14 protein-coding genes are annotated in these 13,206 nt (G+C 34.5%); 6 read left to right on the top strand and 8 right to left on the bottom strand.

Features of this window, described 5'->3' with window-relative positions; genetic code table 11:
* Positions 1 to 7 precede the first annotated feature (7 nt).
* The 3 genes from WHC90_RS09505 to WHC90_RS09515 are packed head-to-tail and all read left to right on the top strand — an operon-like array spanning position 8 to position 2,089.
* Positions 8 to 1,420, top strand: a complete 1,413-nt coding sequence (locus WHC90_RS09505) for an MBL fold metallo-hydrolase (RefSeq protein ID WP_188598239.1) — start codon at positions 8 to 10, stop codon at positions 1,418 to 1,420.
* A 7-nt stretch (positions 1,421 to 1,427) separates the two neighbouring features.
* The gene (locus WHC90_RS09510) at positions 1,428 to 1,823 is read left to right on the top strand and encodes a rhodanese-like domain-containing protein (protein WP_188598240.1); all 396 of its coding nucleotides are present in this window, start codon (positions 1,428 to 1,430) and stop codon (positions 1,821 to 1,823) included.
* On the top strand, positions 1,823 to 2,089 hold the full coding sequence (locus tag WHC90_RS09515) for a heavy-metal-associated domain-containing protein (protein ID WP_188598241.1): 267 nt from the start codon (positions 1,823 to 1,825) through the stop codon (positions 2,087 to 2,089). The genes WHC90_RS09510 and WHC90_RS09515 overlap by 1 nt, the downstream gene beginning before the upstream one ends.
* A gap of 70 nt (positions 2,090 to 2,159) precedes the next feature.
* On the opposite strand, the gene WHC90_RS09520 is transcribed toward WHC90_RS09515, so the two are convergent.
* Positions 2,160 to 4,520: a TonB-dependent receptor gene (locus WHC90_RS09520; protein WP_188598242.1), complete on the bottom strand. Its 2,361-nt coding sequence runs from the start codon at positions 4,518 to 4,520 to the stop codon at positions 2,160 to 2,162.
* 339 nt (positions 4,521 to 4,859) lie between these two features.
* On the opposite strand from WHC90_RS09520, the gene WHC90_RS09525 reads away from it, so the two are divergent.
* Positions 4,860 to 5,912, top strand: coding sequence for a TlpA disulfide reductase family protein (locus WHC90_RS09525; protein WP_188598243.1), 1,053 nt, complete (start codon positions 4,860 to 4,862; stop codon positions 5,910 to 5,912).
* 33 nt (positions 5,913 to 5,945) lie between these two features.
* On the opposite strand, the gene arfB is transcribed toward WHC90_RS09525, so the two are convergent.
* The 6 genes from arfB to WHC90_RS09555 all read right to left on the bottom strand — a co-directional run bounded on the left by arfB (position 5,946) and on the right by WHC90_RS09555 (position 9,251).
* Positions 5,946 to 6,350 carry an alternative ribosome rescue aminoacyl-tRNA hydrolase ArfB gene (arfB, locus tag WHC90_RS09530; protein WP_188598244.1) on the bottom strand — a complete coding sequence of 135 codons (405 nt, stop codon included), beginning with the start codon at positions 6,348 to 6,350 and terminating at the stop codon, positions 5,946 to 5,948.
* A 9-nt stretch (positions 6,351 to 6,359) separates the two neighbouring features.
* Complete coding sequence (locus WHC90_RS09535; RefSeq protein WP_188598245.1) at positions 6,360 to 6,962, bottom strand: AAA family ATPase; 603 nt, start codon at positions 6,960 to 6,962, stop codon at positions 6,360 to 6,362.
* Positions 6,923 to 7,552 carry a nicotinamide riboside transporter PnuC gene (pnuC, locus tag WHC90_RS09540; RefSeq protein WP_188598246.1) on the bottom strand — a complete coding sequence of 210 codons (630 nt, stop codon included), beginning with the start codon at positions 7,550 to 7,552 and terminating at the stop codon, positions 6,923 to 6,925. Before pnuC ends, WHC90_RS09535 begins: the two co-directional genes overlap by 40 nt.
* Entirely contained in the window at positions 7,536 to 7,796 is a 261-nt protein-coding gene (locus WHC90_RS09545; RefSeq protein ID WP_188598247.1) for a thiamine-binding protein, read from the bottom strand. Before WHC90_RS09545 ends, pnuC begins: the two co-directional genes overlap by 17 nt.
* A gap of 71 nt (positions 7,797 to 7,867) precedes the next feature.
* Complete coding sequence (locus WHC90_RS09550) at positions 7,868 to 8,581, bottom strand: geranylgeranylglyceryl/heptaprenylglyceryl phosphate synthase (RefSeq protein ID WP_188598248.1); 714 nt, start codon at positions 8,579 to 8,581, stop codon at positions 7,868 to 7,870.
* A gap of 40 nt (positions 8,582 to 8,621) precedes the next feature.
* Complete coding sequence (locus WHC90_RS09555; RefSeq protein ID WP_188598249.1) at positions 8,622 to 9,251, bottom strand: 4'-phosphopantetheinyl transferase family protein; 630 nt, start codon at positions 9,249 to 9,251, stop codon at positions 8,622 to 8,624.
* A gap of 63 nt (positions 9,252 to 9,314) precedes the next feature.
* On the opposite strand from WHC90_RS09555, the gene ahcY reads away from it, so the two are divergent.
* Entirely contained in the window at positions 9,315 to 10,631 is a 1,317-nt protein-coding gene (ahcY, locus tag WHC90_RS09560; protein WP_188598250.1) for an adenosylhomocysteinase, read from the top strand.
* A gap of 102 nt (positions 10,632 to 10,733) precedes the next feature.
* Entirely contained in the window at positions 10,734 to 11,222 is a 489-nt protein-coding gene (locus WHC90_RS09565) for a thioredoxin family protein (RefSeq protein WP_188598251.1), read from the top strand.
* 284 nt (positions 11,223 to 11,506) lie between these two features.
* On the opposite strand, the gene WHC90_RS09570 is transcribed toward WHC90_RS09565, so the two are convergent.
* A complete protein-coding gene (locus tag WHC90_RS09570) occupies positions 11,507 to 13,042 on the bottom strand; it encodes a YifB family Mg chelatase-like AAA ATPase (protein ID WP_188598252.1) in 1,536 nt (511 codons plus the stop codon).
* Between the last annotated feature and the right edge of the window lie 164 nt (positions 13,043 to 13,206).

Consider the following 13,206-nt stretch of genomic DNA (forward strand, 5'->3'; position numbering starts at 1 on the left):
TAGAATTATGAAAATAGAGCAGATTTACACAGGTTGTTTGGCACAAGGTGCCTACTATATAGAAAGCAATGGAGAAGTTGCAATTATAGATCCATTAAGAGAAGTTGCACCCTATATTGAAAGAGCAAAAAAGGATAATGCTAAGATCAAATATATTTTTGAAACGCATTTTCATGCCGATTTTGTTAGTGGTCATGTAACTTTAGCAGAAAAAACAGGAGCGACCATTGTTTACGGTCCAAATGCAGAAACTAATTTTGCTTCACATACAGCAAAAGATGGCGAAGTCTTTCAGTTGGGAGATATCACATTTACGGTGTTGCACACGCCAGGCCATACCATGGAGAGTAGCTGCTATTTATTAAAAGACAACAAAGGAAAAGAGTATGCATTGTTTAGTGGAGATACCTTGTTTTTAGGCGATGTAGGTCGACCAGATTTGGCTCAAAAGATGGGTGAATTAACAGAAGCAGATCTTGCAGGTTTTTTATATACTAGCTTGCGTACTAAGGTAATGACCTTAGCTGATGATGTTATTGTATACCCAGCTCATGGAGCAGGATCAGCTTGCGGAAAAAACCTGAGCAAAGAAACCGTAGGGACCATTGGCAATCAAAAGGAAACCAATTATGCTTTACGCGCAGATATGACCAAAGAAGAGTTTATAAAAGAAGTTACTGATGGCCTATTGCCACCACCAGCATATTTCCCTTTAAATGTAAAATTAAATAAGGAAGGTTATGAGTCTATAGATGCTGTGATCAAAAAAGGAGCAGTTGGCTTATCCGCGGCAGAGTTTGAGCAAATAGCCAATGAGCATAATGCTCTTATTTTAGATGTAAGACATCAATCAGAATTTATCAAAGGTTTTATACCTCAATCAATTTTTATTGGTATTGATGGTGGGTTTGCACCTTGGGTAGGTGCTCTTATTAAAGACATTGAGCAACCAATTTTATTAGTTGCTCCAGAGGGTAGAGAAGAAGAAGTAATCATTCGTTTATCTCGAGTAGGTTTTGATAATACACTGGGGTACTTGCAAGGAAGTTTTGATGCTTGGGTAAAAGCAGGAAAAGAAACAGACAGTATAGTTTCTGTTTCTGCTGGCACTTTAGCTCAAGAGGTAAAGGAGCATCAAGTTCCTGTTTTTGATGTCAGAAAACCTGGAGAGTATGAAAGTGAGCATGTAGTTAATGCTACTAATACTCCTTTGGATTATTTAAATAACTATATTTCTGAGTTCCCAACAGACAAAACATTTTACCTTCATTGCGCAGGTGGATATCGATCTGTTATAGCGGCCTCAATTTTAAAAGCTAGAGGCATTCATAATCTTATAGACGTTGCTGAAGGTTATAGTTCAATTCAATTGACAGACATAGAAAAAACAGCCTATGTTTGCCCTTCAACCTTAAAATAAAATACTTATGAAGAATTATATCGTACTTAGTTTGCTTTTCGTTTTTGTTTCTTGTACTAGTCAAGAAAAAAAGCCCATCCAGGTTGTTCAAAATGTATCTGTAGAAGAGTTTAATAAAATGATCGCTCAGAAAGGAACTCAACTGGTTGATGTTCGCACCCCAACTGAATTTAAAGCAGGACATCTAGAAAAAGCAAAACTGATCAATATTTTTGATAAAGATTTTGAGGAGCAATCTCTTAAAGTTTTAGACAAAAGCAAACCTGTTTATGTATATTGTAGATCAGGTGGTAGAAGCGCGAATGCTGCAGAAATATATAAAAAAGCAGGATTTACAAAAGTGTATAATTTAGTAGGCGGCTACGGAGCTTGGTCTGCTAAAAAACTAAAAACTATAAAATAATGAAAACAACTATACAAATAGAGAATTTAAAGTGTGGTGGTTGTGCAGCAACCATTAGCAAAGGATTACTAAACATTGATGGCGTAACAGATGTAGCTGTTGATGTAGATGCATCTACTGTTCATGTTACTAGCACTAGTGCTCTTGATGAACAGCTTAAGGATAAGTTGTCTAGTATGGGCTACCCTGAGGTTGGCGCCAACAACAATTTAATCCACAAAACCAAATCATATATTAGTTGCGCAACGGGCAAAATGAGCTCTTAAGCAAATACTATAAATAAAACGCCCCGATGATATTCATCGGGGCGTTTTGCTTTTTAATAGGTTGTGTCGCTTAAAACTTAAGCGTCACACCTACTAAGAAATTTCGAGTCGCTTGCGGGTAATACCCAGCGCCATCAACAGTGGTCGTTTGGTTAGCGTTAGACCAGGTATCATCATAGGTAAAATAATATCCTCTATCTACATACTCTCTACCGAATAGGTTATTAACCAATCCAGTAAATAAAATAGATTTAAAAACCTTATTGGTTTTCCACTCATACGAGATGTTAAAATCACTTGTAAAATAATCATCTAAAACATCGTTCTCAGTAACAGCGCTATTAAGATTGCTCATGTATTGAGATCCAACATATTTTGATAATAAAGCAACTTGAAATTGTTCTGTTGGGTGATACACCAAAGCATTCCCAGCAACAACATTCGGGCTAAAAGAAAGGTTTGTCTTTCCAAGGTTAGCAATTTGCCCGTTAATAGGTGCTTTAAAATCTAGGTTTTTATTGTCGCTTATGGCGATGTTTGGACGTAATGAGAAGTTTTTATTGAAACGAATTTCTGCATCAACTTCAAGTCCTAAGCGATAACTCTTACCACTAGTAGCTCTTATTGGGTTCCCAGAATTGTCAATCGCTCCAGTAAGCACTAACTGATTGGTATAACGCATATAATAAACATTTGAGTTTATGGTAATATTTTGGCTGTTAAAACGCCATCCCAATTCATAATCATGTAAGTTTTCATGAGCGCGAATCCCTCCTTCAAAATCATTTCTGTTTGGCTCTTTATTGGCAACACCAAACGATGCATACAGCTGTTGTTGGTTGTTGATGTTAAAGCTAGCTCCAAACTTTGGATTGAAAAAACTAAAGTTGGTGTCTACATCAATTGGAGCAATATCTGATGTAATTCCTTTGGTTTGATAGTTTACAAAACGTCCTTGCAAATCTACATAAGCACTAAAACGATCTGTAACTTTAAACGTTGCTTTAGAAAATATAGAAAAATCATTTTTAGAAGCATCACTAAAGTAATAACGATCTCTAATAGCTGCATTTGGAGCAAACTGCTTGGCCCAAATAACTTCTCCATAATGATCGTTAGAATAGCTGCTGTAAGAAAGTCCACTGATCAATTCTAATCGATCGTCTTGGTAGTTTGCATTAAAATTAGCCACATAAAATTTGTTGTCTAACCATCTGCGAACAATCAAATCTGTTTCTCCACTTCCGTTGGTAGCAAGTACGATACCATTAAAATCTGCAACATCTTCATCCTCTTTAAACTGCTCAAAGAAACCTTGTCCTTTGGTAAAGTTTAATCCGACGTTGGTAGACCAATGATCGTTAAGTTTCTGATTCCAGTGCAACTGATAATGATCTTGTTGGTAATCATCTACTTCGTTTTCATAAGTATATGGATTTTGTCTTCTGTTATCCTTTAATTGAGTTGCGTCAATACCATACCAAGCTTGATAGGTTTTTTCTTTTCCACCAAAAGTAACCGCTTTAATTAGAGTGTTTTCATCGGTATAAGAAGCTTGTAAAAAATACGATTTTAAATCAGTAAAGGCTCTATCAATATAGCCATCAGAATAAATTTTAGACAGACGTCCAGCAATTTCTACATGCTCGTTAATTTTACCAGTACTAAATTTTACGGTATGCTTTCTGGTGTTGTAAGATCCAAAAGAATTGGCAATTTCACCGTAAGCATTCTCAGAAGTAGCATCGGTTAAAATATTTAAAGAGGCTCCAAAGGCACCTGTTCCGTTAGTAGAGGTACCAACACCACGTTGCAATTGCAAACTTTGTGTAGAAGAAGCAAAATCTCCTAGATTAACCCAAAAAGTACCTTGACTTTCTGCATCGTTATAAGGAATTCCGTTAATCGTCACATTTACGCGCTCTGCATTTGAACCTCTCACATTAATGTAGGTATAACCAACACCAGCTCCAGCATCTGAAGATGATACCACAGACGGTAAATAGTTAAGAAGCATCGGAATGTCTTGCCCTAAATTGCGTTTTTCAATCTGCTTTTTACTCAAATTAGAGTGGGTTACCGGTGCGTTTGATTTGACTCTCACTGCAGCAACTAAAACCTCGTCCAACAGATTGGTTTCTGGAGTTAAATAAAAGAACAACTCTTTGTTTTGGCGACCAATGCTTATTGGTTTTACCTGAGTTTTGTAGCCAATATAACGAACCTCTACTTGATAAGTTCCTGGTGAAACTTGCAGTTGGTACTTTCCTTCAAAATCAGATGAAGTTCCTTTGTTGGCATTTTTAATGAAGACAGTGGCCTGTGCTAAAGGTTGGTTGTTTTCATCATAGATTTTACCAGAAATGGTAAAGCTTTGGGAGTTTACAAGTGCGCTTGTAAACAAGAATAAAAAAATGGTAATTTTTTTCATTTTAAAAAATTTAAAACGAATAAAAAGAGGTAATTATTCTTGTGAATAATAGTGAATAATTAATTGTTGTTAGTACTTCAGAACATTTCCTAATAATAACATTCATTTCCCTAAACAGCATTACCTGTTCTAGGTTCTTTGGGTATGATCTCAGCCTTTGTGTAAGTTTTGAGTTATTTACAACTCTTAACTAAAAAAAGCACCCCTTTATGAGAACGGGGCAAATGTAAAATAGATTTTTGAATTGGGAAACAAGAATCGTTTTTTTATTCCCTTAGTTTTTATTGTGCTATGTTTAAACGTCTTAATTTTATATCTTTATCGCAAACAGATATTATTTTGAAAAAACTACTCATATTGTTTTTCTTAGCCTCAGTTTGTTTGAGTTGCACAAAAGAAAAAACTTTTCTCATAAAGGGAACAATTTCTGGCGATCTGCCTAAGTATATTTATTTGTCTTATGATGAAAAAAAGGACAGCGCTTTAATACGTAACAACAATTTTATTTTTAGAGGTAAAGTTTTAAAACCAACACAAGCGAGTTTTTATATAATTGGAGTTTCTACGATAAATAAGTTTTTTTATATTGACAATAGTAACCTTCAAATAAAATTAACAAATACCATAAAAACTTACCAAAAAAATGGAAATGATATTCAGGTAAATTTTATAAACATAGATACCGTTTTTGGAAATGATCTTTCAGTATTAGAGGCTAATTTTGAGAGATTTAAAGCAAATAATAAAACTCAAAATAATTGGAAAGAAAAAGTATATGAAAGGTTAGATAGTTTGATTTCTATCAATCCCAAGAATCTATTTTTTGGAGATCAACTATACAGTCTAGCTTTAAAAAAGACATTGACTCCTACTGAAATAGAAAGCTTGTTTTCTAAACTAAATTTAGAGTATCAGTCTAAAGAGAGTATAAATGGAATTCAAGAATATATTAACCCTGTTAAAAAAATAGCAGTAGGTAATGTTATTTTTGATTTTCAATTACCAACTCCAGATAAAACATTTATAAACACAACTCAGTATAGAGGTAAGTATTTGTTCATTCATTTCTGGGCTTCATGGTGTGCACCTTGTAGAAAAGATAATATTGAGCTAAAAGAAGTGTATGCAAAATATAAAAAACATCCCTTACACATACTTAACGTTTCAACAGATACAGATTTAACCAAGTGGAAAAATGCGATTAAAGCAGATGGTGTTTCCTGGGATAATGTAGTTGACGATAGAAAATCAATGAGTGATATACTGGCAAAATATGACGCAATATCTTCAATCCCCAAAAGTTATTTAATAGATCCTGATGGACAGGTGATTCTCGCAAATCCAACGATTGAAGAATTGAAAAAAAAGCTTAACGAAGTTATCAAAAATTAAGGAACATTCATGAAAATGAATATATTTTGCTTATTATTCCAACCCCGGTTTTTTACGCAAAGCTTTCTTTACAGAGGTCTTCTTTTTGTTTTCTGCTTTTCTTTTTATTGAAGCTTTACTCGGCTTTGTAGGTCTTCGTTTTTTAGGAATAATGAGACTGAGCTTGATGAGTTCAAGAAAACGTTGAATGACCAATTCTTTATTCTTGTGCTGACTTCTACTTTCATCACAGGTGAGTAATAAGACGTTTTCTTTTGTAAGTCGGGTTGCTAAGTTTTTTAGCAAGAGCAATTTTTCTTCTTCAGAAAATTCAAGAGAGTTTTCTAGATCAAAAAACAATTCAATTTTAGACGAAACCTTATTTACATGTTGTCCGCCAGCACCACTACTTCTAGTTGCTTTAAAATTGAGTTCTTTGATGAGTTTTTCTGTGTCCAAAATAAGTTTTTATTTTTCTAAGCTTTTAGAGAAAGAGGCTAAGTTCTTTTTGTTTGCAATGATTTTATCTATAGCATTTACGGCAATTTGCAATCTAGCTTCTTTACTGCCCGTTAAAAGAACATAAGGACGATTGTATTTTTTTAAAGCAGATTCAAAAGCATCAAACATCTCTTTTCTTTGCCCCGGACGATCTCTTAAATCATCTTCTTCCCAAGGAGTGTCTATATAGGTTAATAGATACAAATTGTAGGTGTTTTCTTTTGCTGCCTTGTCTAATAAAGGATCTACAAATCCACCGTAATATTCTTCTGAGTACACCTTGGTTTCTAATAAATCAGTATCGCAAATGAGTACTCTGTCTGCTTTTTTTGCCAACTTGTTTTCTAATTTCATTTGCCCAACAGCAATAGGGATCAAATCATCGGCTTCACAGGTTTTACGCTCGTTATTCCATTTTTTCTGTAAGTATTCACGTGCGTATTCTGGTGCCCAAACAGTATTGTAATGTCTGGCCAATTGTTTTGAAAGGGTTGTTTTTCCTGTAGATTCAGGACCAAATAAAACAACCTTTACGATGTTTGCTTTTTGCTGTCTAAGTTTTTTTTCCATGCCAAATAGCCTTGATAGGCTAAGATTAAAAAGATGGTAAATTGTAGCCCAGAAAAACCGAGCCCTTTAATAAAATACAAGGGTACAGAAACTGTGTTTCCGATAATCCACAAGCTCCAATGTTCTATTTTTTTATTTGCCATTAACCACATTGCTGCAAAAAAGATACCCGTAGTAAAAGTGTCAAAGTAATCAGTTAATCGATCAAAACGGTTAAAATAAATGTATACAAGAATTACAAATAACGCGGTGATTAAAAAGATACCAAGTGCCTTTAGTTTGTCTTTCTTGGTCGTTCGGCTTATTTCTAAGTGATAATTCCCAACAACGCGAGTCCACATATACCATCCAAAGATGCTCATACCTGTATAGTAGATATTGATAATTAGATCACCGTACAAGGTAAATTGGTAGCAGATATACACATAAATTACCGTACTTATAATCCCGGTAGGATAAACCCAAATACTTTCTTTTTTAGCAAACCAAACACTGGCAATACCAAAGATTACAGCTAAAATTTCTAGAAAAATATTTAAACTGCTCGCTGTGCGATAAGGCTCTAAAAAAAAATCAAAAATTTGGTTCATAATTGCTTCTGTCTGATTTGACCATTTTTAAATTAACAACTATATTTTCTTGCTGATCAAAAGCTAACTTAATTTCCTTGTTTAAAAAGTTCATCAGGCTGTCATACTCCCCGTAAATTTGAGTGCTCATCGGATTTTCTAATAGCGTAAATTCTGAAGCTCTTAGTCTAATAATAAAATCTTTAATAGCCGTCTCAAAATCATTGTTAAGAGGTAGCAAGGTTAATTCTATAGATACATTCATGATGTTTTTTTTGTAAAAGTAAAATTTTATATGAGTCTAAGACTGTTTTACCGATGAAAACAAATTATTTTTTATGAATCAAAAAAATTGAGGTTTAATTCAAAAGCGGTTCCAATAACTACCAAATCAGCACCTGCAATATAGGCTTGTTCTAATTGCTGTTTATTTCGGATTCCTCCACCGACAATTAATGGAACTGAAATTTGTTTTTTTACCTCTTTGATTATCGTAGTCGAAACTGGTTTTTTTGCGCCAGATCCGGCCTCTAAATAAATGAGTTTTTGACCTAAATATTCACTAGCTAAAGCAGTAGAAACAATTTCTTTTAGTTGATCTTGTGCAAGCGGTGTTGTTTTACTTACTCTTTGGACAGCTGTTTCTGTTCCTCCATCTATCAACAAGTATCCAGTTGGAATTATTTCTAAGCTATTTCTTTTTAAAGTCTGGGCAGCTTTTATTTGTTGACCAATTAAATACTCTGAATTTCTTCCAGAAACGAGGCTTAAAAACAACAAGCCGTCTGCAGCATTTATTACCTGCTCTGAACTTCCTGGGAAAAGAATTACTGGTAATTTACTCAGTTTCTTTAAGGCATTTACGAGGGTTTCTATTTGTTGATTTTCATCAGTGCTACCTCCTACAAAAATATGAGTAACCATTGATTTGTGAATTTTATCCAAGAAAGAAGGAAGCTTTTCTATGTCTACCTTTTCAGGATCTAATAAAACCGCAAGAAGTTTTTTTTGGTCTGTCTTTGCGCTAAGGATGTTTTTATAAATATTCACAGGGGGGCTAATTCAAAAGATTGTATATAAAAATATGTTTTTAGGAGTATGCATACACGCAAGTAAAACCTTCAAATTCTAAAAAGTGCACATGAAAGGGGTAGGTCTCGCCACGATAACGAATTTCACCCTTAGTATATGACTCTTCAAAGTTAAAATCATAAATGTAAATATGCTCTAAAAAGCGAAGCTTTTTTTTGCCGTAGATCTTGTACAAGCTTTCTTTGGCTCCCCAAACAATGGTTAATTTGCTAATTAAAGCAGCATGGTTTGCGATGGTTTTATACTCTTCTACGGGTGTAAACTTATGTGCAATTGTTAAAATCTTATCGCGTTGCTTTTCAATATCAATACCAACATATTGATTTTCTGAAATGATAATTGCGGTAAAGTTAAAAGAGTGGGTAATAGAAATGTGTTTTCCGTCCTTTAAAAAAGGTTTACCATGCTCATCATAATACAAATCACTATCACTATAACCAGCTTCTTTTAACAAATGACGTATACTTACAAAGCCTCGTTGATGTAAGTCAGATTTCATTGAGTCTAAGCGCTGTTGACTGTTGGTTGTCAACATAATTGGAGCTATCAAGCTATCTAAAGATTCTTCAATCTTCCAGATATAAAGCTTACAGCTTTCATTAACAAGGATCCTTTTGTAAAGAGGCATAATTTTAAAAGTTATTCCGTAACTTTGCAGTTCGAAAAAAGGTTATTAAACAAAGATAAGAATATGAGCACAAAAACAGCTACCTACACACCGTTTAAAGTAAAAGATATCAACTTAGCCGACTGGGGTCGAAAAGAAATTGAATTAGCAGAGGCAGAAATGCCAGGATTAATGAGTCTTAGAGAAGAGTATAAAGATTCTCAACCTCTTAAAGGAGCTCGTATAGCAGGTTGTTTGCATATGACTATCCAGACAGCAGTTCTTATTGAAACTTTAATTGCATTAGGTGCAGAGGTTACTTGGAGCTCTTGTAATATTTTTTCTACACAAGATCAAGCTGCTGCTGCAATTGCTGCTGCAGGAATCCCTGTGTATGCTTGGAAAGGAATGAACGAAGAAGAATTTGACTGGTGTATAGAACAAACCTTGTTTTTTGGAGAAGATAAAAAACCATTAAACATGATCTTGGATGATGGTGGAGATTTAACCAATATGGTTTTAGATAGATATCCAGAATTAGCTGCAGGAATCAAAGGTTTATCAGAAGAAACTACAACTGGAGTGCATAGATTATATGAGCGTGTAAAAAACGGAACGCTACCTATGCCAGCAATTAATGTAAATGATTCTGTAACCAAATCTAAGTTTGATAACAAATACGGTTGTAAAGAATCTGCTGTGGATGCTGTTCGTAGAGCAACAGATATTATGTTAGCAGGAAAACGTGTTGTGGTTTGTGGATATGGTGATGTTGGTAAAGGTACAGCTGCTTCTTTTAAAGGTGCAGGAAGTATTGTTACAGTTACAGAAATAGATCCAATATGTGCATTACAAGCTGCAATGGATGGTTTTGAAGTAAAACGCTTGGAAACTGTCGTTGGAAATGCAGACATCATCATTACTACTACTGGTAATAAAGACATCATACAGTCTCAACATTTTGAGGCAATGAAAGACAAAACGATTGTGTGTAATATCGGGCACTTTGATAATGAAATTGATATGGCATGGATGAATAAAAACTACGGTTCAACTAAAGTAGAAATTAAGCCACAGGTTGATAAATATACCATCAACGGAAAAGATATTATAATTTTAGCCGAAGGTCGTTTGGTAAACTTAGGTTGTGCAACAGGACATCCAAGTTTTGTAATGTCTAATTCATTTACCAACCAAACATTGGCTCAAATTGAATTATGGACCAATACAGAGGCTTATAAGAATGATGTATATATGTTACCAAAACATCTTGATGAAAAAGTAGCAAAGTTACACCTTGCAAAAATTGGTGTTGAGTTAACAGAGTTAAGAAATGATCAAGCAGCTTATATTGGAGTTCCAGTAGAAGGGCCATTTAAGCCAGAATACTACAGATACTAGTACAAAACAATAAATATTAAAAAACCTTTGCATTTTATGCGAAGGTTTTTTTTTGGTCTTATAAATTCTGCTACCTTTAACATTCAACAAAAATAATTTCAGATGAAAAAAATAATCATGGTCCTATTCATAGGATTGTTTACACTTAGTTTAAGTGCTCAAACAGAGAAGGTAGATTTGTACAATCCAAATGCAAACGCTAAATCAGATATCGCAAACGCTGTTGCGAAGGCAAAAAAAGAAGGCAAAAATGTGCTAATTCAGGCCGGAGGAAACTGGTGTGGCTGGTGTATCTTATTTGATAAAAAAGTAAAAGCCGATCCTGTCTTAAAAAAGGCAATGAATGATAATTATGTTTCGTATCATTTAAATTACTCTCAAGAAAATAAGAACGAGGCTGTTTTTGCAAGTTTAGGATACCCAGAGCGTTTTGGTTTTCCGGTTTTTATTGTTTTAGATGGAAATGGCAAACGTTTGCATACCCAAAATTCTGCTTATTTAGAAGAAGGAAATGGACACAATACAGCAAAGATTTTAGAATTTTTTAGACATTGGACGGTATCTGCGGTTAATCCAAAACTAAAAAAATAACTCTTTAGGAAAAAGGAGTTGTCTGTTAAATAAGAATGCAGTCAATAGATTTTCAGTCTCAATTGCTTTTATTTATTGCTGTTTAGTTTTTTTAAAAAAATATTTAAGTACCCAAACTAAAATTAGTGCGTATAAAACAAAATTTAGCATTTGCCATAGAGTAAGTTTAAAATCCATAATTTATATTTTAATAGTACATTGAAATTTGATAAGAAACTCTTTTGTTAGATATTGTTTCTTTAGCATAGTTTATAGTATCAAAGGTAAGTTTTTTTATAAAAAACCTAACTCAACCAGCCCTCTCTGTCTAAGCTCCTGTATTGAATAGCTTCTGCGATGTGCTTAGATTCAATATTGGTAGAGGCATCCAAATCAGCAATGGTACGGGCTACTTTTAAAATTCTATCATAAGCTCTTGCAGAAAGGTTTAGCCTCTCCATTGCATTCTTTAATAATGACGTACTTTCTTCTGATAATTTGCAAAATTTCCGAATCTGTTTAACATTCATCTGTGCATTATAGTGTACATTTTCAAATTCATTAAACCGATTTGATTGTATTTCTCGTCCAGCAGTTACCCGTTTTCTAATGGCGACACTCCCTTCACCTCTTCGCTCTTCAGAAAGTTTATCAAAAGGAACAGGCGTTACCTCAATATGAATATCAATCCTATCTAATAAGGGTCCAGAAATTTTACCCAAATAGCGTTGCATTTCTGCAGGCGATGAAGTCATCGGCGCGTTAGGGTCATTAAAATAACCAGATGGACTCGGATTCATGCTTGCTACTAACATAAAACTACTAGGATAAGTCACTGTAAACCGCGCTCTAGAAATGGTAACCTCTCTATCTTCTAATGGTTGACGCATTACCTCTAGGACAGACCGTTTAAACTCTGGAAGCTCATCTAAAAATAGAACACCGTTGTGAGACAGTGAAATTTCACCAGGTTGAGGATATTGTCCACCACCCACTAGAGCAACATCAGAAATGGTATGATGCGGAGAACGAAATGGACGAAGACAGAGCAAACCATTGTTTTTGGTTTTGCCAACCACCGAATGAATTTTTGTAGTTTCTAGGGCTTCTTGTAAAGACATAGGAGGTAAAATAGAAGGTAATCTCTTTGCGAGCATGGTTTTTCCAGAGCCAGGAGGGCCTATTAAGATAATATTATGACCACCCGCTGCCGCTATCTCCATACAGCGCTTAATAGATTCCTGTCCTTTTACATCCGAAAAATCGTGTTCAGGTAATTCTAATTTTTTTTCAAAAATAGCTTTGATATCAACAAAGGTGGGTTCAATTTTTGTTTTTGAATTGAAATGATCAATGACTTCTTGGATGGTTTCTGCGCCAAGTACTTTTATTTGATTTACAATGGCTGCCTCTTCTGCATTTGCTTTTGGTACAATTAAATATTGAAAATCATCATCAAGCGCATTTAAGGCAATGGGCAAGGCCCCTCTAATAGGTAGTAAACTTCCATCTAAAGAGAGTTCCCCCATAATAAGGTACTTCTCAAGCTCATCTGCTTTTATCTGGTTTGAAGCGGCCAAGATGCCGATGGCTAATGTTAAATCGTAAGAAGCTCCTTCTTTCCTCAAATCGGCAGGAGCCATGTTAATGGTGATTTTTTTACCAGGAAATTTAAACTGATTGTTCTTTAGGGCTGCAGAAATTCGATAGGAACTCTCTCGGATAGCATTGTCTGGTAACCCAACCAAATGATACCCGACTCCCTTGTCGATATTTACTTCGACAGTGACGGTGGTGGCCTCTATACCGAAAACGGCAGAGCCATAAACTTTAACTAGCATTTTTTTTCTTTTCTTAAAAATACTAAAAAATATGAAAACCTTGTTAAATAGTGTTAAAAACAAAGCAAAATTGGAAGACATCTTTACTTTTGCGCTTTAATAATCAAACATCTAAGATTTATATTGGTAGCTTAAATGTTAAAGAAATACTAAAATCAGTAAAA

Source organism: Polaribacter pacificus (genome assembly GCF_038024035.1).
GTDB classification, from domain to species: Bacteria; Bacteroidota; Bacteroidia; order Flavobacteriales; family Flavobacteriaceae; genus Polaribacter; species Polaribacter pacificus.